This window comes from Scytonema sp. NUACC21 (genome assembly GCF_054684315.1).
Map to the genome: position 1 here is coordinate 14,125 of NZ_BAAFZH010000090.1, position 19,402 is coordinate 33,526.

Genomic DNA, 19,402 nt, shown 5'->3' on the forward strand with positions numbered 1-19,402 from the left:
TCTACTTTACCCGTTACATTGTAATCTCAGTTGCGATCGCTCATGGGAGTGCGGCATGACCAAAGGGTGCGATGCTTGAACTGCCCTGCAAGCGCGATCGCCTTTACAAAGATTTACGATAAATATAGAGTTAACTTCCTAGCAGCTAATGAGTACATATAGCGTTTTGAGCCAAACCCAACGCCAACGAGTCAGTGATGGAGAAGTTGTATCTATCTTGAGCGGTTGCGAATCCTCACAAGAGCAGCTGGTGCTAGTATTGCCACAATTAGGAGATTTTGACAGCCTTGAGTACGCTTGGTGGTTGCGACGAGATGCCAAACGCCTCCAAGCGCAAGGGATAGCAATCCGAGCCGTGGGAATTGGCAATCGCACTTCCGGTGAGCGATTCTGTAGTTATACTGGATTTCCGGCAGATTGTTTGTTTGTCGATCCCAGCGCTCAACTGCATCAAACCCTCAACCTGTATGAAGGTCTATCCCTCAAGCTACCTGGTTTATCGCCTGGAGCGAATGCTTGGCTCAACCTAATGTTGATGTGTGCTGGGATTGGTAGCCCCGGTACTTTGGCGGAAGTCTTTCGCGGATATAGGGGCGACGCAAGAGCACCTCAGTTAATTGGCGACTTTGAAATCGTTAAGGCTCCCCCTTTGCCCCCACTCAAAGGTTCATTCTTCAAATGGGCTGGAGGCAAAGGTTTTCAGCGCCCTTTTGAGTTAGCCACTTTGCGATTGCGAAATATGGGAGAAGTGCTAAGTAACTGGAAGACATATGTTCCCAATGCTGCCTATCTTACCCAACGAGGAGCAACTTTTCTGTTTGATGCTCGTGGAGAATTGCTTTACGAGCATCGAGACCGCGCCATCCTTGGTTTTGCTGCTGATATGAGTCATCCCCTCTCTTTTCTCACAAGTGGAGCGAGCGATCGTTCCAGTACAGAGAGTAATAATTAGTACGATTTAGGAAGTGTGATGACTGACGCTGCTACCCATGCGATACGCCTTCCCCAATAGTATACAAGCCAAAGATAGGAAAATAGAAAGCGGTTTGAGAAGCGGTTTATAAATGCGATGAAAATTGTCAAAATTACTCGGAATGATTTGAATGAGTGGCTAGAGATGGCGTTGAAATTATGGTCAAATGACTCGGTTGAAGAAATGCAGATGAGTCTGTTGGAGATTCTTACATCGGAGCGCTGTGAATCATTTCTAGCTAGAAATCATGATGGAGAAGCAATTGGATTTATGAATCTTTCTCTTCGATCTGATTACGTTCCTGGTGCTACTCACAGTCCCGTTGCATACGTGGAAGGAATTTACGTCAAAGATGAGTATCGAAAGCTTGGTGTGGGCAAATCTTTAATTAAGTATGCCGAAGAATGGGCACTCGAACATGGGTGTGCAGAACTAGCCTCAGATGCTTTAGTGGAAAACCAAGAAAGTTATGAGTTTCATACTCATGTTGGATTCCAAGAAGTGGAGCGAATCGTCACTTTTATCAAGCAATTACCTTCAAGAGAAATTAATTTGTAAAAGCTTGAGTACCATCTTGAAAATCCCCAATGCTTAGTTCAAAGTGGGGTCTATAGACGTACAGATGTTACCTTAATTACATTTTTTTCAAAGAGTCGAACTCACCTTAAAAATTATTAAGCCGACGACGATATTGATGTAGCAACAAAGCCGCTCCAGTAACACCCAGGCCGACTAACGTAGTTGTAGCTGCTGGTTCTGGAACTCTTTGAGGAGTCCGTATAGAGAAATTTAGTACTGCTACACCCCTAGAGGTTAAGGGTCCATCAGTTGAACCTGGAGTCAGCCTGTCTTCTTGGGTAAAAGTTATTAAGCCTGTAGCGTTCTCGAATATACCTGTTCCACCAGTGACGTTTATGATGCCACCACCTACAATAGTTTGTTGAACCAGATCGATGACAGCGCTATCGCTTGCTCTTCCAAATAACTCGTTAGAACCACCAAAGTAGCGATCGCCACGAAGGTTACCTTCTATGCCAAATACCGATGGATCTGCATCAAATGTGCTGAATATTTGGGTTCCCCGCTCCTCAAACCGCCCGTAAGTTCTGCTATCAAAGTTAGTTAATCCGAAAGGGGCTCATAGAGCGGGTTTCAGCCTTCATCTTAGTAGTTCATTTGTTCGCGTTGAAAGGACTGGGTGGGCACTGCCCACCATTTCATCTTGTGCGATATCGTTATTTGATATTGGTAAGGGGTAGCAACTGTTAGCTGATTGCTACCCACTTCTACCCATTGTTAGTCGTCTTTGGGTAGCTCTGATATGAGTCGCTCGACAAAACCTCTTAATTGCTCAAGCCAGTTGGGAACTGCCTTGAGTTTCTCCCATTGACATGCATCAACCTTTAAAGCAAATAGGTTTGCTTGTGTTAGGTTCATCCCCATAGGGCAACGCACCAAGGTTATGATTTTTTGAAATGGTATTGACATCTCCTACACATATCAATAGACTAATATACCTAGCACGTTGAAAGGTCGAATCAATGCCTCAAGTTTATCAAACTTATGTCACTCAAATTTCTAATAATTTGTCTGGGGAAATATTTGCTCTTGATATGTTGGAGCAATTTTCACCTAGAGCAGCATCCATGTCACAAATGGTATTAGCTGGCTTACAAAGTGACATGAAAAAAGAAAAACTTAATTCTCTAATTCAAAATACATTTAACGTAAATAAACGTTACGCTAATAGTGTTATTAGTTTTGTCACTGGGGAATTAGACTCAGCTAAAAAATCTTACAAAGAACATCTTGAGATATGGGATGCCAAAATTAAATTAGTTAAGCAAGAGACTGAAAAGTTAAATAAAAGACTCAAAGCTCATAGGGAATACGCCTCCGCAGTTGAAAAATGTAACTTAGCAATTAAATACCCACAAAAAACTAAAACTGGGAAACTAAAGAAACTGCCCCCTTTAAGTAAAAAGCCTGACTTTGATAACGCCTGCCCTATTAACGGCAACCCTCATGGCAAGACTTACTTGCAACTAGCTAAACAACAGTTACATCAAAAGAAGCGTCAACTTAGGATGTATCTAGATCGCAAGTCTAGAGTGCTTCAGGGTGGTGTCAAGGTAAATTTGGGGAATTTGGGGAAAGTGGCTTTTGTTGGTAGTACCAACGAAACTAACAGTAATCAAATATGTCAGCTAATTCCAGATGTTATTCCACAGTTAAAAATTCGTGTTCCTTATTTTCTAGAAGAAACGTTTGGCGAATATGTCACGTTACCACTCTACAAAATTAATCATCATGGTTATGACAAGATAGTGACTGCTTGGGCATTAAACAAGGCTCTCACTTATGTGTTTAGCAAAAATCAAAAAGGGAAGTGGGTAGTAGCTATTACCTGTTTAGTAGATTTTGCTATTACTAGTAACGATAAATCTTTTGGATGCATTGGCTTAGATATAAATCCTGGAGCTGTTGGCTGGTGTGCTACTAATCGTCATGGGAATCCAGTAGCATGGGGAAAAATTAATTTAGATTTACACTCATGTTCTACAGAACAGACGGAGGCACGATTAGCTGAGGTAATTACAGAAATTACTCAGAGAGCGCTAGCTACCAAAAAGCCAATTGTCATTGAGAAATTAGATTTCTCTAACAAGAGGAAACAATTTTCAAGCAAGCGCAAGTATAATCGGATGTTATCAGGTTTTGCTTATGCCAAGTTCAAAGAATTGTTAAAAGCTAGATGCTTAAAACTAGGCATCAAAATTATAGACGTGAGTTCCAAATATTCCTCTGTTATTGGCGTTGTCAAATATATGAAACGCTATGGTATGGGAAGCGATAGCGCCGCAGGTTTAGTTTTAGCGCGTCGTGGGATGAACATTTACTATGAGAAACTGCCAGCAAGATACGCCTTGCAGACTTCGATTCAACCCGAACCTCGTAAGCACGTCTTTGCACACTGGCAGCGATTCCATAAGCATTACTTGAAGCTAGGTTCTCGTAATGCTTGGTTTAGTACACCTACTCTCACAGGGTCTGCGGGTGATGGCTTGGTGAACACCGGAAATCTTGGGTTTTCAAAGCTTCAGCACAAGCATGGGAGTCCAACTCCCAATCCGTCTGTGAAGGCGTGAATCCTTCAAGGTAGGAGGAATTGACTGCTATTCCTCCGGTTTGTCCAGCATTATCCACTTGTGGGTAATTTTGGGTAAACTTTATCGAGCGGTTTGGGCGATTCTTCCATTCCAACAATACATCAACGTTTTTCTTACAACCTCCTACCCATCGCTTATCTCCGTTCACTGTATTTCTACCCAATTTATCCCCGATTTCTACCCGGTTTGCCAATTATTGTAAACAAAATAAGAACAAATCAGTCTAATTCCTCTTGCACACCACTTTTTGATTCTTGCTACAAAGCAAGAATCAATTTTTAATTGAATGTTCCTAGTTCATATCAATTTTCTGTAAACTTGCCCTTAATATAGAGCCATCAATAATGACTTATTCGTAACTAATAACTCAACTATGAATTACAAATTACGAATTATCAAGTAGGTGTTGATATGGCATTATATCTTAGCTTTTGAACCTAAATCTCAGATAATAATGCAATTACCCCCACACCGCCGTTTGTCTTGTTCCGGTATTACCCATCATTGGGCTGACAGTTTCTATGGAGCGTATGTATCAAATTAAGTTAAATCTTTAAAACGTGGTCTACGGCGATATTGGTACAGCAAAAAGGCACCCCAAATAACACCCATACCAATAAATGTAGTAGTCGTTTTTGGTTCTGGTACTGTTTGTACTGGAAATACTTGGAAAGAACCAGTTAGCGTTGCTTTCGCTCTAGTCGGAACCCTTGGATCGAGACTAATAGTATCAACTTCAGAAAAAGCTAACGTACCAGTAGCGGCTTTAAATAAACTACGATTACCTTTCCCGAACCAGCTGTAGCAACTCCTCAGTAGATATCTTGCCACTCATATCCGCACCTTCCAACATACTAAAGCCTTTTAAGCCTTTGATTTTCATCATTTATCCTTCATACTTCAGCCTTTATGTACTAGTCTTGTCAATCGCTTGTGTTTGATGTAATATAAAATACCTTAAAAAGGTAACCTAAAAGTACGCAGTACTCTTATAGAGTGCGATCGTCGATTTTTGGATTCAATGGACACAAGTTCCCCTAGTAGTCACAGTAGTCATCTCCCAAGCGCTGGGTGAGTTTGTCTCCCAGGGTTTGGGAGACATTAGGAGGTTTTTTATGCTCACCTGGGAAGGACGTGCTGCACTGTCAAGCATTGCTGATTTAAACCAGCTAAAAGTTGAACTGAATCGTTTGCCTGCTGTTGATGTGGGAGACTACATTGTCGGACAACCCACGGAAAAAAGAGCGATCGCATTTCGCTTGCTAAACAAAGACCAAGCCATCGCTGTTTTTGAATACTTACCCTCTGAAGTCCAAGAAGAACTGATTGAGGCACTTCACGACACGCAAGTTTGTCAGATTGTAGAGGCAATGAGCCCGGACGATCGCGTCGAGTTGTTTGATGAGTTACCTGCTAAAGTTGTCAAGCGTCTGTTGCAACAACTTAGCCCGGAAGAAAGGCAAGTGACAGCAACAATTCTCGGCTATCCTGAAGGAACAGCTGGGCGGGTGATGACAACAAAATATGTCCGGTTGCAGCAAGGCTTAACTGTCGGCGAAGCCTTAAACAAAATTCGCCGCCACGACGAAGACAAGGAAACAATTTACTACGCCTACGTTACCGATGAGAACCGCAAGCTTGTGCGGGTTGTTTCGCTGCGCCAGCTTTTGTTTACCTTTCCTGAAGTTTACGTTAGAGATGTTGCCAGCGATCGCGTTGTCAAAGTTAGAACGGAAACCCCCCAAGAAGAAGTAGCTCAGTTAATGAAGCGTTATGACTTGATAGCACTTCCGGTGGTAGATCGCGAAGATAAACTGGTGGGGATCGTGACAATTGACGATGTGGTGGACATCTTAGAGGAGGAAGCAACTGAAGATATTCAAAAACTAGCGGGTGTGAGTGGTGGTGATGAAGCCGCCCTGTCACCTCCCCAGGTCACCCTCCGCAAGCGTTTTCCCTGGCTATTGGCTAATATTGGCTTGTACGTTGGAGCCGCAAGTGCGATCGCACCATTCCAACAGGTCATTTCCGTAGTGCCAGTTTTAGCAGTGATCATGCCCATTTTATCCAATACCAGTGGCAATGTTGCCATTCAAGCTTTATCTGTAACAGTACGGGGGTTGGGAGTAGGAGAAGTGACACCTAAGGATACCTTCAAGATTCTGCGTAAGGAAATTTTGGCAGGATTGGGAACCTCTATAGGATTGGGTTTATCCTTAGGTATACTGTCTTTGATTTGGTCTCCTCCCCAAGAACGATGGGTAGCAATTGTTGCAGCACTCGTCATGGCTGTTAACGTGTTTGTAGCAGCCAGTATGGGTACGGTGCTACCTATGTGCCTCAAAAGGTTAAAATTAGACCCCGCATTGATTAGCGGACCGTTGTTAACTACGTTATTGGATGCAGTCGGATTTCTGACTTTCCTGACGCTGATTTCAGTGGCGTTGAAGGTGTTTCGTTGAGATTAGCCGCATCCCCAGCCCTTCTCCTTGAAAGAGAAGGGAGTTAGCTAAAGTTCCGATTTAAAAACATCCCCTCCTATTTCCCAAATTAACCCGTTAGGCATAATTGCCTCCGTTAGGTCAGCACTTGCCAAATTAGCACCCTCAAGTTTAGCCCCCGTTAAATTTGCATCGGCTAAATAAGCACCTCTCAAGTCTGCATTTCTCAAATCTGCGCCTGTTAAATCTGCACCTCTCATATCGGTACTTCTTAAATCCATACCTCTCAAATCTGCACCTCTGAGGTTGCAGCCGATACAGCGTCGGGCTTGTCGTAACTGTCTAATATCATCTGTATTGATTGCGGAAGGTATGTTAATCATATCTGGCTTCATAGTTACAGGTTCCACAGCAGCCTTATGACTGATAGAAAAGATCGCGATCGCACTCAATATGATTAAGCTTATAAGGGAAACTCTAGCTGTTTTTAGTGGCAAACTGGGTGGTAAAGTGCCAATGGAATTGATAGATTTGAGAAGACACAAAGCGGTATTAGCATTGTCTAAGCGTTCCTGTGGTGATGGTGCGACCATTTTCTCCAACCAACAAACCAACCGCAAATCTACTTGCGGTATTAGGGCTTTTAGGTTAATGCGAAAATTATCGTCAATTAAGTTGCCAACCTGAGTTGATTTTGTTTGAGTTAGCAAGCAGATAAGAGTCACTCCCAGGCTATATAAGTCAGAAGCAAGAGTCAGTTGTCGCCCAAACAGCGCTTCTGGTGGCATAAATCCTAGTGTACCTTTGACAGTGCTGCTAGCTGCTAAATTTTCACCCCCAATTCTCGCCAGCCCAAAATCAACTAAATAGACATTGAGTTGCTCATCAACCAAGATATTTTCCGGTTTAATATCTCGATGAATAATTGGCGGAACTTGTTGTTGTAAGTAAACTAGAACTTCAAGAACAGCGATCGCAATTTGCTGAATATTCTCAATTGTAAAATGCCGTGGTTGTGCTAAGGACTGAGCATTTTTGTATTCTTGTACCAAGCAAAAACCGCAATCGGTTTCAAAGGAATCAAGATACTTGGGAATTCTCGGATGTTTCAGTTGCTGTAGTAGGGCAATTTCTTGCTGCAAAGCCTCATACCCAGACCAACTTGCTCCAACCTGAGCAAATTGAAATTGCTTGATAACAACAGGTTGCTGAGTTTGGAGACTAATTGCTTGATAAGTAACTCTTCCGCCACCAAGGTTGTATCCTAATTCTTTTTCTACTAAATAACCCTGCTGAGAAAAATCAGGAAATTGGTTGGCATTAGAATTGAGTGAGGAACCGGGCGTTTGGTTCAAAGATTCCATAAACTTACACTTATTTTAAGGTTTTACTTTTTTCAACTAGGCGGATAAACTCTGCGCGATAACCTTCCAAATCAGTTCCCTGGGACTGACGCGCCAGTTGTAAAACATTATCAAAAGTTGTTGTGCCTTTATAAGGTGAATTTTTCAGAAGCATTCCAAATGCAGCTACAGAAGAGGCAAATTTAAAGTTTGTTGAGGCGTCCTCTAATTTTACCCCTCGGTCATTCACAGGATAAGTTAATACTTGAGACGTTGATTCCTGGGGTTGTTTGTAGCGTAGTTTAACCATCATCATTTCATTATTGCTAGATGCCCCTGGCTGAAGATTTTTTTGTTGATATTTCAACCCATCCACATTGGGTAAGGGTATATCACTTTTCACTCCCGTAGGAATGATTTCGTAAAGTGCTGTTACAGAATGCCCTGCACCCAATTCACCTGCATCTTTTTTATCATCATTAAAGTCCTGGTTTTTTAGCAATCGGTTCTCGTAGCCAATCAAACGGTAACCTTGAACTTTCGCCGGATTAAACTCTACTTGAAGTTTGACATCTTTGGCAATTGTCAAAAGCGTTGCTCCCATTTCTTTAACCAGAACCTTCTTGGCTTCAAGTAAATTGTCTATATAAGCGTAATTCCCGTTTCCCTTATTAGCCAGTTGTTCCATTTTGGCATCTTGTAAGTTGCCCGTACCAAGTCCAAGAACAGTTAAGAAAATTCCTTGTTCCCGTTCCTTCTCAATGAGGTTTACCAATTCTTCCTCACTGGAAACACCAACATTGAAATCGCCATCTGTTGCTAAGATAACACGGTTATTACCTGAGTTTAGAAAATTTGCCTTAGCAATTTTATAAGCAAGTTGAATACCTTCACCACCTGCAGTTGAACCACCTGCATCTAATTGTTCTATGGTGTCAAGAATTTTGTCTTTCTGAGAACCTGGTGTTGGTGGTAAAACTAGACCTGCATTTCCAGCATAGACAACAATTGCTACTTTGTCGGACTCTCTCAGTTCATTCACAAGCAGACGCAATGCTGATTTTAGCAGTGGTAATTTGTTTGGTTCTGCCATCGAACCGGAAACATCTAACAAAAATACAAGATTGTTAGGAGGCAGATTTTCTGTAGAGATTCTTTTAGATTGCAAACCGATTTGGACGAGTTTGTGTTTCGGATTCCAAGGTGCATCTGAAACTTCTGTAGTCACGGAAAATGGTTTGTTGCCATCTGGTTGGGGATAATCGTAAGTAAAGTAGTTGATCGTTTCCTCAAGGCGGACTGCATCTGGTGGTGGCAGTTGGCCCTGATTGATGAAACGCCGGATATTACTGTATGAGGCAGCATCTACATCAATCGAAAAAGTAGAAAGGGGATTGACACTGACACTTTCAAAGGGATTTTCTTCATTGTGTTTGTACCCTTCTTGATTTTTATTCTCTTCGCGATCGCTCTGTTGAATTGTTGACGTCTGACTCAATAACGGAGTTCCCGTATTTGCTATAGGAGCTGTTAAGGGTTGAACTGGTGAGATTTGTGAATGGGCTGTCGGTGGAAGTGCAGGCATTTTAGCAGCCTGAGGTGCTGGGGGAGATGCACTGCCACCGGTTTGATGTTGACTGCAAGCAACTAAATTCCCCAGTAAAACTGCGATTCCAAAAACAACAAGTGTCCTGTGGGCGTGATTCATAAGTTCTGCTACGTTAGAGTCAGATATATAGTGAGGAAAGTGAGGCGAAGAGGCTTTCCTAGTTCTACAATTGGTATCTGGCTTTTTACTGGTTAGTTACAGAAAATGTAACGCCTAACAGTTATTACTGTGTTCCGTATCAAATCATTTGGAGGGAGCGCAGTTTTTGAGATGTTGGTGGTGCGATAAACTGGGTACAGCTTGCACCAAAGCGATCGCACTAATTTTACAATAAGTAAAGTTTTTGCTGACACTAATAAATTGCGATGAAACCACAACTAAAGATTGAGATAGCCCAGGAACCAAAGTCAGATGAAACTGAATTCATCTTTCAACAGCTACTCAAATTTAACAGTCGTTGTGCTGGCGAGGGCAATTTTCGGCAATTAGCGGTTTTCTTAAGAGATGTAAATGATAATTTAGTCGGTGGGTTAATTGGGTCAACCTATTGGCAGTGGCTGCATATTGATATTTTTTGGATACACGAATCTTACCGAGGAGAAGGTTACGGTACTTCCCTGATAGCTGCTGCGGAACAGGAAGCTGTCAAGCGTGGTTGTCAATACGCCCACTTAGAGACCTTTAGTTTTCAAGCGCCAGAGTTTTATCAAAAGCTTGGATACGTTGTATATGGAGAGCTACCAGACTTTCCAGCAGGGTACAAGCGACTCTCCTTAAAAAAAGTTCTCCAATAAGCAAAGAACAACCCGTTGATGCAGGAAGCATTGCCGCTAAAGACATTACGCCTTTGGAACTACCTCAAAAAGCTCGCCCATGCCACAGCCAAAAAAATCACATAGAACTGCTAAAGTATCCACATCATAACGCTTTACATTGTTGTCGCATAGTCCCCTGATAGCTGCGTTTGTTAGCCCTGTCTCTTGAGCCAGTGCAGATCTTGTCATTCCCTGAGCATCAATTAAATCTTGCAAGCGGCAACGAATCTTAACTTGGGACTGCTGCACAGCTTTTCTGTCGTCTCTTTTAGTGAATTTGGGTGGAACCGGAGAGCTCATTCGCACTACTGTCATACAAACTTCTTTACGTTTCTATTATCGATTACTAATTTTACAATTTTACCGAATAAATGTTATAATGGTTAAACGTTTAATTGCTAGGGAAAAAAATAATGAAGGCGAGCACCGCTGTTATTGGCGGAATCAAGCCAACGCCTTCAAAAAACAAAAGGATATATACTATGATGCCACAACTAAAAGCGATTGCAACAGACGAACAAACTATTGCTCAACGGGAATTGGACAAGCACGTTGAAGCCCAAGCCAATACCATAGCACCAGACACTGCCAGCCGTTCTTTTGATGGGTTAGCTCAATCTACCCAAAACATTCTGACTCATGCCTTAGTCCTGGCTCAACAGAAAGAGCATCTCTCAAGAACAGAGTATAGAAAGTTACTCAATGAATACGGTTGGAAAAATGAAGATAAGCGATACCTGAAAGTTGCTGCAGCTTTCAAGCAGTGTTCCCACGCTGATTTATCTCAAATCGAACCAGCCACTGTCTTTCGGTTGGCAAATAACCCCAAGAAGTACCAAAGCGTAATTAACCAGCTGCTGTATTGTGAGATAATTACCCAACAAACAGTTCGAGAGTTAATTGCCGAACAACGCCAGCCCAAGAAGCCGAAGTCAGAAAAGGCCAGTATTTGGCGTCGGACAAAGAACGGTGGGAGGTACTGCCAAATTCCACCAATTCACGAAGAGAACGAGCAAACTGGTACCACCCTGCAAAAAATGGTGGATGAGGAAGGATTGACCGTGCAGCAAATTATTGCTGAAGCCATAGCCCTGCGACAGGCTTATATTGAAGGACGCTTGGTGTATGTCGAGCCAGTCACTTCAGGGGATAGCGAAGAAGATTCAACAAGCTCTATCAATGGGATCTGCCCTCTGGGCAGGAGCGAAGCTATCGCAGATGGTGAAAATATTGAATTTGAAAGCAATTTTCAAGAGGAAGAATTACCAGAAAGCAGTTGTACTTTTGAGTCAGAACCCGAAAAAGATGATTCGCCCTTTTTGGATAAAACCGAACTCTCTCCTGTGGAGGTTTTAATTGAAACATTTAAAACTGCCACATCCTGGACGGAAATTAGGGATTCCCTTATAGAATATGGTGACTGCAAACATCTTGCATGGCACGCACTTACCCAAGAAGATAGAGAAAAAGTTTTGCAACTGATGCCACCTGGAGTGAAAAAACTCTCAGAAGCTAAAAAGGCAAAGTTGATTGTGGAATTTCAAGAAAAGTCGGATGGAATTTACTGGGTTCAACCTCAAGAATTGTGCGTTCCTAGAATAATTAGCGAGTCAAGACTTGATGACTTTTTGGCACAACTGCACCAAAATCCTTATTAGAGACTGCTAAATAAAAAATACTCAAAAATTTCTTGTGGTACGTCTGTCTCAGACGTTGTAGGTGGCGGGCGAGGACGCCCACCCCACAATATTGGTTAAGCCCAGTAACTACTAACCATTAACCACTAACAGCCCTAATAATTAGTTGTGTTTATTTACGACGACTTGCGTATCAAAATCTCAGTTTTAGCACGCAGAATCGAAAAATAAATCATACATACTCTACTGATTTAATTTGTAGCTTAATGATACCTTTTTATTAAATGTTTTAATTTTTAAAAAGATAAAGTTAAGAAAATCTTATCATTCAGCTATGCCGTGAAATAAGCTTGGATAGAATATGGGCGCACTTTGCAAAAGAATTCAGAAATATGGGTTATTCTACATCTTGGATTGGCAACACTTTCAGTAGAAATCGCAAGTGGGTGCAAATCAATATAGAAGCAATGTATGTTGCGCCCGATGGCACTGTTTATACGAATAGTATTTGGGATGAAGCAGCAAAAGAAGCTGGTATATACAAAAATGGGGATGTTGCCGGACAAGCTGCCGATTTACATGGTTGGGAACGTTTGGGTGGTAAGGCAGTTACAGCGAATTCGCGATACTTATTTGTAGGCATGTCGCAGGGTGCCGGTTCGGGAAAACCGGGTGAGGACTATCCACCCAAAGGAACGATTTGGCACTGCGTTCGACGCTACGACTTATCCGGTAAACAAGCGCCTTTCTCTGGTGGGCGTGGTTGGGATAAGACTATGGTCATTGTGAATACGAGTACTCCTGTCAGTGGATTAGCAGCAACGGACAAGGAGTTGTATGTGAGTGATAGCGCTGGTAACAGAATTGTTGTCTATGACGTTAACTCAATGAATCAACTCCGCAGTTTTTCTTTTTCACGTCCGGGACACATAGCTGTTGACCGACAAGGCAATCTTTGGATTGTCCAACAAAAGGTGAATTCTTCCCCTGCGGCTATTTTGCGGTATTCACCCCAGGGGCAACAGTTATCGGAACGAATTACTAATGTTGAGCTACCAACTGCGATCGCACTTGACAACCAAGGCAGATTACTTGTTGCAGACAATGGACCGCGCCAGCAAATTTTGATTTACAACATTAATGGTTCACCCTCACAGGTTGGCACTTTTGGGGCTGAACGCGGTGTTTATTCGGGAACTCCCGGTCAGATAGGAGATTTAAAACTTTACGGTATCACTGGAGTTGGTACTGATGCACAAGGCAATATTTATGTAGCTAATGATGGTTTTAATAACGCTGGGTCTGACCTAAGAAAGTTTTCTCCTAATGGTGCTATGCAATGGAGATTGTTAGGGTTGTGCTTTCTTGATACTGCGGATGCCGATCCTAGTTCTGATGGTCGCGATGTGTTCACCAAGGAAGAACACTATGTGATGGACTACAACAAGCCTGATGGTCAGCAGTGGACCTACGCTGACCATACCGTCAATGCCATTAAATATCCACAAGATCCAAGACTGCATACCGCGCCTACTGCTGTCTTCTTCCGTAGAATCCAGGGTAGACCGTTTATGTACTTGACAGATATGTACAATAGTTGGATGCAAATATACCGTTTTGCACAAAACTCCGAAGGTTGGACGGCTATCCCAAGTGGTCTTTTTGTAGGCACTCCAGCAGATCCTAACAAGTCTTTTTTTAATAAAGGGGATTGGCCTCCAAACCAACCCAAAACAGGTGAGTGGATTTGGCGTGATGCCAACGGCAATGGTGCATTCGATCCGGGTGAATATGATACCAACAGGGACGATGTTTACATCGGTGGTTGGTGGGTAGACAGTCGTGGTGATGTGTGGAAGGCTATACGCACTGCTAATGGTATTCGCCATTACCCTCTCCAAGGTTTTGATGGCAGTGGCAACCCTATCTATACTTATGCATCAATGAAGAAAATAGCCACACCAAGCTTCATCATTGACTTGCGTAGAATTGAATATTTCCCAGAGACAGACACCATGTATTTGACGGGGTTTACTAGAGAAAATCCCCCACCCTACGATGACGCCAAAATTGTTGGTTCAGAACTGGCGCGTTTTGACAATTGGAGCAAAGGAAACAGAAATCCTGCTTGGAGAACTACACTACCTGTAGATAGACGTCCTGCCGAGAAGCAAACTATTTACCCAGCTGCAATTAGCGTTGCAGGGGATTATGTATTTGTTGCTACGGTAAAAACAAAGCAAGTCTATGTTTACAGAACATCCAATGGTTCACAGGTGGATATCATGACACCCGATCCAAATGTTGAACCAGAAGCTGGTTGGGTAGATGTTCCCTATGGTGTCCGGGCTTTCCGTCGTTCAAATGGGGAGTACTTAGTCTTTTTGGAAGAAGACCACCGTGGTAAAGTTTTGCTTTTCCGTTGGAGACCGTAGTACGCTCAATTGTAAGGGCGCAAGACCGCCGCGCCCCTACGCCCTACCTTTACCAAATTTTTGCCATCCGCAAAACGAATCCTGGTAGCTCTGGATCTCCACTCACTGTTTCGGGGTTATCTAAAATTTCAGGTTCTTGATTGGGGCGGTAGATGTAAACTTTTCGGTTTTTGCGATCGATTAACCAACCAATAAAGGCACCATTAGCAATGTATTCCTGCATTTTGTCTTGCAATCCACTGAGGGTATCGCTTGATGAGCGGAACTCAATCACGAAGTCGGGACAAATTGGTGCAAATGAGGCTTTTTGTTCCTCAGTTAGAGCATTCCATCGCTCCAATTTGATCCACGAAGCATCAGGGGAACGGGTTGCCCCATTGGGCAGGGTAAATCCTGCACTAGAGTCAAAAGGCTCGCCCGTTCCATCTTGTTCTGCCCAGTTTCCCAGTTGTACGGCAATCTTGAAGTTGCGGTTGCCTGTATCTGAAAATGCTGGTGGCATGATGATGACTTCCCCACTGACAGTACGCTCGATTCTCAAATCGCAATTGGCTTGACAGAATTCGTAGAACTGTTCGGTGGTCATCAATTTGATAGAAGGAATATTGACCGTTAGTGGGACGCTTTCAGTTTGAATTAATAGCGTCGTCATGTTTTATCCCTCGTTTTGTTGGAGAGTCTCATCAGTGCCAGCAGGCTATCTTAAGTTTACACCTTTAGCGGTAAACACCGTCATTTATAGGAAAGAGACTTTAAAAACCACCAATGGAGTTGCTGTCACCACTACCGAAGGATGGATTGGTGGGGTTCACACCACCAGCAAATATGTTCCAAAAGTTGTCTCCAGCAAAGGGATTACCATTGTAGGCTAGGCTATTCATATCAGTAGAAGAACTGCCCATCATAAAGGGATTTTCACCTTCACCAAACGCAGAGCCGCCAATATTACCGAATATGTCCTCAGGTCCGTTTACACCTTCTATGTCAAGCAAGCGATCGAAGGGACCAAGATTTATTTCATCCATGTTATTTATCCTCTTTTGTATCTGGAACTGGTTTCCTTACATTGACGGTAACCCTGATGTTTGGCGATCGAGCTACCATAATTCTTTGATTATTTGACTTTTTTTTAGGAGAAGCTATTATTAGGAATTCAGTAGGTCGCTATAAAAAAAGGTAACTGGAAATGGTCGTCCTTTGTCATTTGTCATTAGAAAATACGTAGGTTGGGGAGCCACTGCGTGTGGGGGTTCCCCCCATTGAAGCAAGTGGCGTTTGAGGAACGAAACCCAACACAGACAAGCATTTGTTGAGTTTCTCCACAGTTGATAGGTGTCAAAATACATAAGTGCTTTTATTCCTACCCACCTATTTAGCAATACAAACTTAGCCATTTTTTAAACATTATTTTTTATATTACTTTTGGTAGAAGAATTGTTATTTAAATTGATTTAGTCATTTTCACCTATTAGATAGTAACAACCGTAGGGCATTGCCCACAACTTAACATTACTAAGTATTAAGCACTACAAAAAACAGTCATTTTATGTTGAAAAGATACTAAGCTCTTAACATAAAATTGACGCTCGAGCAATTTTCCATCTGTAATAAACCCACACTAGGGAAGTACGTCCAATGCCAGTGGTAGGTATAAGAACAAGTCTTGAAAATAAAAGAAAACTGTCTGCATTTAAATAAGGTACTGCGAATTGCTAAGCGATAGCTTCGCTCCTGCCCAGAGGGCAGATCGCACATTTCAAACCCCCAAGAGCACTCGATCGGGGAGTTGAGGGGAAACCTTATGTAGCCAACGTTTAGCAAATTGATATCAACCTGTCACTTATCAAAGATGAGGCTTCATGGACCCAAAACAATTAAGTCAAGAACTACGTGAAGGAAACAACCCCCATATGACCCGTCGCCGATGGATTATCGGTTTGTCTGCGCTTGGGGGTTCAATGGGACAAATTGTTTCGCTTTACCAAACAGGGATTGTCAAACACCTACCCGATCCGCCAGTACCCATATTTGATGCAGACCGTGTTGACGCATCCAACTACGCCTACAGCAGATTCAACTCACCTGATGGTCCGATCATGGTGCTAAATTATGCCATCACAGGCTGGTTGGCTGCAGCTGGTGGTTTAGATCGCGCCCGGAAGAACCCATTGTTACCAATTGCAATGGGCATTAAGATTCTAATTGATACGATCGCCTCTGCCGAGTTGGCGCGTGAAGAATGGGCAGAAAACAAAGCTTTTTGTGAGTACTGTCAAGTTGCAACTGTTTGTTCGATCGCTTCTTTAGTCCTTGCAGCACCAGAAGTACTTGCTGCAACCCGTGTTCTGCTTAGTCGTCGCAATAAGAACGCTGAAGTCAGCAGCAATACGTAGAGCGCTTCAATGTTTATGTGTCAGGGCTGTCATGCGTCCTCACGTAAACCAGTTTAATCAAATATTATTCTCTCTCTTTGGCGCTGGTGAGGCAGTTGAAACCATAGAATTGGTTTTCACATCACTGGTGCCTTTCTTTTGTAGTTTATCCCTGTGGCTAAAACCACTGATTAGCTCCTCTTATGGATACTATTTATCTTGATAAGTCAAGCGGTTTTGATACTTTATAACAATAATGTTAAATTTATTTACATAAATTAATAAATAAGGAAAAGAACTATGTACACAACTGTTAACGAAGACGGCGTTCTTAACAACTACCCAACCGAAACAAAAATGCAGTTTGCTGAATACCCTGCCATTTGGGAACAGCGTCAATATGTTATTCAAGGCGTGTTTGCTACATTACTTGTCGCTACTCTCGTTCTGGTTGCTTTTGCTGCTAGTTAAGACGAGTAGATTTGCTTCAAACTTCAATCGACATTTGGGCTTCTTTTTCTGACCCTGGCTTGATGGCTGGGGTTTTTGCATTGGAAGTGTTAAGGTAGTTGTTCAAGATAACGGCTCACTGCATACTAGTCGTCTGTCACGCCAAAAATGGAAACGCTGGGAGAAACAAGGATTGTTCAACTTAGCAATACTTAACAACAACATTGTTACAATACAAATGTTTGTAAAAGTTGTAATTCTTAACTGCATAAATATTTTTTCCTTAATGTTAGCAAAGTTGCGATCGCAACGCGCTGCTTGTTCTATTGACCCACGCAACAAGTCAAACATCATAGTGGTAGACTGCGTTAACTCATCTGTCCTCAACTATTTTCCATTCATCAATGTTCCAAAAAAGTGACCCTAAACTAGAATATTTAATTGACTTAATGCGAGCACGCACTGCTTGAAACGACATGGGATTGACCAGACAAAATATGGGCAATTGTTCCGCAACAATTTGCTGAAATTCAGCATAAATAGCTTTGCGCTTGTTTTCATCTAGTTCTTTAACTCCAGCGGTAAAAAGAGTATCTATTTCCTTCTCCCAATCAGAAACTACCCACCCTTTGAGAAGTGGTTCTCCTGCTTGCGAACCTTGGTTGAATTGATGAAATGAACCTTGACTAGTCCAAAACAATGATAGAAGGTTAGGTTCTACATCTGCACCAGGAACGCCAAAAGCACCTACATAACAATCCCAGTCTCGATAAGAAAGCAACTTTTGCAGTACAACATTAAAGCTAGTCACCTGCAACGCTGTTTTAATACCAATTTGACTTAAGTCCTGTTGAATTTGGACGGCGGCATCTATCCGAGACCGATCTTCTGATTTCACCATAATGTTAAACTGTACCCGATTGCCATCGGAATCTACCAATTCTTTTTGAGAATTGTAGCTAAAACCATTCTTTAACAATATTTGCTTTGCCTTCAAAGGATTGTAATCGTAAACTTTTAACCCAGCTGCGGGTGATAAGTAATAAGGGCTATGCACTGCTATGGGCGAATGTTGCACTTCACCTAGCCCTTGATAGATATTAGTTTTCATCGGCATATACTTCTGACCGAACATTTGCCCCATTTTCCAGGTAAGGGCTTTGTTCATAGCTGCACCCATCGGTATTTTGTCTACAAAGCCCGAGTAAACACCCATAATTGAGAGGATGCCGCCTTTGCGACAAGCCAAAATCATTTCCCGCAGCACGTGGGGTCGGTCAGTTTCTAGCCTCACTGCTTGCTTGGCTTCATCGTAGAATCCTTCTACACCCATGCCGTGTGCTTCCAGTCCAACGGCATCAATACAGGCGTCAGCCCCACGTCCACCCGTCATTTCTTTGAGGGCGTCGCCAGCACTGACTTCCTCGTAGTTGATAGTTTCTGCATTGGCGAATTCCTTAGCCATCTGTAGGCGTTCGGGAAAACGGTCGATCGCGATTACCCGTTCTGCACCCAACATATAAGCGCTTTTCATAGCGAAAAGCCCTACAGGACCGCAACCCCAAACTGCTACGGTATCTCCAGGTTCAATATTGCACATTTCTGCCCCCATGTAGCCAGTGGGGAAGGCATCGGAAATGGGCAGTATTTTTTCATCTGGAATGCCTTCTGGAACCTTAACAGCACCGTAGTCAGCAAATGGTACTCTGACGTAATCTGCAAAAGCTCCTGCATAGCCCCCAAAAGCATGGGAATAACCAAAAATTCCCGCTGTACCGAACCCAAATAGCTTATCGTGTATCCAACCATTAGGGTTGGAATTATCACAAAGCGACCACTTTTGTTGTTGGCAGTAGTGGCATTGACCGCAGCCAATGATTGAAGAAACTACAACGCGATCGCCCTTTTTCAATTTCTTGACTTCACGACCCACATCAACGACTTCCCCCATAAACTCGTGACCAATAATGTCACCTGCTTTCATCGTGGGGATATAGCCATCATAGATATGTAAGTCAGAACCACAGATAGTTGCTGATGTAATTTTGAGAATGGCATCACGCGGGTTGAGAATTGTTGGATCTGGTACATTCTCTACCCGCACATCATTAGCACCGTACCAACAGACTGCTTTCATTAATCATTAGTCCTTAGTCA

At 42.7% G+C, this 19,402-nt stretch carries 17 protein-coding genes; 9 read left to right on the top strand and 8 right to left on the bottom strand.

The genetic code is table 11. The features are described 5' to 3' along the window. The first annotated feature begins 148 nt into the window (after positions 1 to 148). A complete protein-coding gene (locus tag ACYRY3_RS23775) occupies positions 149 to 952 on the top strand; it encodes a peroxiredoxin-like family protein (RefSeq protein WP_460204109.1) in 804 nt (267 codons plus the stop codon). 117 nt (positions 953 to 1,069) lie between these two features. Continuing rightward, positions 1,070 to 1,531 carry an aminoglycoside 6'-N-acetyltransferase gene (gene aac(6') / locus ACYRY3_RS23780; RefSeq protein WP_460204110.1) on the top strand — a complete coding sequence of 154 codons (462 nt, stop codon included), beginning with the start codon at positions 1,070 to 1,072 and terminating at the stop codon, positions 1,529 to 1,531. A 738-nt stretch (positions 1,532 to 2,269) separates the two neighbouring features. Here aac(6') and ACYRY3_RS23785 read toward each other — a convergent pair. Next, the gene (locus ACYRY3_RS23785; RefSeq protein WP_460204111.1) at positions 2,270 to 2,461 is read right to left on the bottom strand and encodes a hypothetical protein; all 192 of its coding nucleotides are present in this window, start codon (positions 2,459 to 2,461) and stop codon (positions 2,270 to 2,272) included. Between the two features lie 53 nt (positions 2,462 to 2,514). Between ACYRY3_RS23785 and ACYRY3_RS23790 the strand changes: the two genes are divergently transcribed. Continuing rightward, positions 2,515 to 4,122, top strand: coding sequence for an IS200/IS605 family accessory protein TnpB-related protein (locus ACYRY3_RS23790; RefSeq protein WP_460204112.1), 1,608 nt, complete (start codon positions 2,515 to 2,517; stop codon positions 4,120 to 4,122). Between the two features lie 561 nt (positions 4,123 to 4,683). On the opposite strand, the gene ACYRY3_RS23795 is transcribed toward ACYRY3_RS23790, so the two are convergent. Next, a complete protein-coding gene (locus ACYRY3_RS23795) occupies positions 4,684 to 4,974 on the bottom strand; it encodes a hypothetical protein (protein WP_460204113.1) in 291 nt (96 codons plus the stop codon). A 284-nt stretch (positions 4,975 to 5,258) separates the two neighbouring features. Between ACYRY3_RS23795 and mgtE the strand changes: the two genes are divergently transcribed. After that, entirely contained in the window at positions 5,259 to 6,605 is a 1,347-nt protein-coding gene (mgtE, locus tag ACYRY3_RS23800) for a magnesium transporter (protein ID WP_460204114.1), read from the top strand. Positions 6,606 to 6,652: 47 nt separating this feature from the next. On the opposite strand, the gene ACYRY3_RS23805 is transcribed toward mgtE, so the two are convergent. Together ACYRY3_RS23805 and ACYRY3_RS23810 are read right to left on the bottom strand one after the other, a co-directional pair. Beyond that, a complete protein-coding gene (locus ACYRY3_RS23805) occupies positions 6,653 to 7,948 on the bottom strand; it encodes a serine/threonine protein kinase (RefSeq protein WP_460204115.1) in 1,296 nt (431 codons plus the stop codon). Between the two features lie 10 nt (positions 7,949 to 7,958). Continuing rightward, on the bottom strand, positions 7,959 to 9,635 hold the full coding sequence (locus ACYRY3_RS23810) for a vWA domain-containing protein (RefSeq protein ID WP_460204116.1): 1,677 nt from the start codon (positions 9,633 to 9,635) through the stop codon (positions 7,959 to 7,961). 266 nt (positions 9,636 to 9,901) lie between these two features. Here ACYRY3_RS23810 and ACYRY3_RS23815 point away from each other — a divergent pair, with 266 nt between their 5' ends. Next, positions 9,902 to 10,330, top strand: a complete 429-nt coding sequence (locus ACYRY3_RS23815; RefSeq protein WP_460204117.1) for a GNAT family N-acetyltransferase — start codon at positions 9,902 to 9,904, stop codon at positions 10,328 to 10,330. Positions 10,331 to 10,375: 45 nt separating this feature from the next. On the opposite strand, the gene ACYRY3_RS23820 is transcribed toward ACYRY3_RS23815, so the two are convergent. Beyond that, entirely contained in the window at positions 10,376 to 10,651 is a 276-nt protein-coding gene (locus ACYRY3_RS23820) for a helix-turn-helix domain-containing protein (RefSeq protein WP_460204118.1), read from the bottom strand. Between the two features lie 182 nt (positions 10,652 to 10,833). Between ACYRY3_RS23820 and ACYRY3_RS23825 the strand changes: the two genes are divergently transcribed. After that, the gene (locus ACYRY3_RS23825) at positions 10,834 to 12,009 is read left to right on the top strand and encodes a hypothetical protein (protein WP_460204119.1); all 1,176 of its coding nucleotides are present in this window, start codon (positions 10,834 to 10,836) and stop codon (positions 12,007 to 12,009) included. A gap of 371 nt (positions 12,010 to 12,380) precedes the next feature. Then, positions 12,381 to 14,423, top strand: a complete 2,043-nt coding sequence (locus ACYRY3_RS23830; RefSeq protein ID WP_460204120.1) for an NHL repeat-containing protein — start codon at positions 12,381 to 12,383, stop codon at positions 14,421 to 14,423. 49 nt (positions 14,424 to 14,472) lie between these two features. Here the strand turns inward: ACYRY3_RS23830 and ACYRY3_RS23835 are convergent, their stop codons facing one another. Together ACYRY3_RS23835 and ACYRY3_RS23840 are read right to left on the bottom strand one after the other, a co-directional pair. Beyond that, complete coding sequence (locus ACYRY3_RS23835; protein ID WP_460204121.1) at positions 14,473 to 15,075, bottom strand: Uma2 family endonuclease; 603 nt, start codon at positions 15,073 to 15,075, stop codon at positions 14,473 to 14,475. 100 nt (positions 15,076 to 15,175) lie between these two features. Then, entirely contained in the window at positions 15,176 to 15,448 is a 273-nt protein-coding gene (locus tag ACYRY3_RS23840) for a hypothetical protein (RefSeq protein WP_460204122.1), read from the bottom strand. An 834-nt stretch (positions 15,449 to 16,282) separates the two neighbouring features. Here ACYRY3_RS23840 and ACYRY3_RS23845 point away from each other — a divergent pair. Both ACYRY3_RS23845 and psb34 read left to right on the top strand, forming a co-directional pair. Beyond that, positions 16,283 to 16,816, top strand: coding sequence for a vitamin K epoxide reductase family protein (locus ACYRY3_RS23845; RefSeq protein ID WP_460204123.1), 534 nt, complete (start codon positions 16,283 to 16,285; stop codon positions 16,814 to 16,816). A gap of 279 nt (positions 16,817 to 17,095) precedes the next feature. Beyond that, complete coding sequence (gene psb34, locus ACYRY3_RS23850) at positions 17,096 to 17,266, top strand: photosystem II assembly protein Psb34 (RefSeq protein WP_460204124.1); 171 nt, start codon at positions 17,096 to 17,098, stop codon at positions 17,264 to 17,266. 352 nt (positions 17,267 to 17,618) lie between these two features. On the opposite strand, the gene ACYRY3_RS23855 is transcribed toward psb34, so the two are convergent. Continuing rightward, positions 17,619 to 19,382, bottom strand: coding sequence for an alcohol dehydrogenase catalytic domain-containing protein (locus ACYRY3_RS23855; RefSeq protein WP_460204125.1), 1,764 nt, complete (start codon positions 19,380 to 19,382; stop codon positions 17,619 to 17,621). Between the last annotated feature and the right edge of the window lie 20 nt (positions 19,383 to 19,402).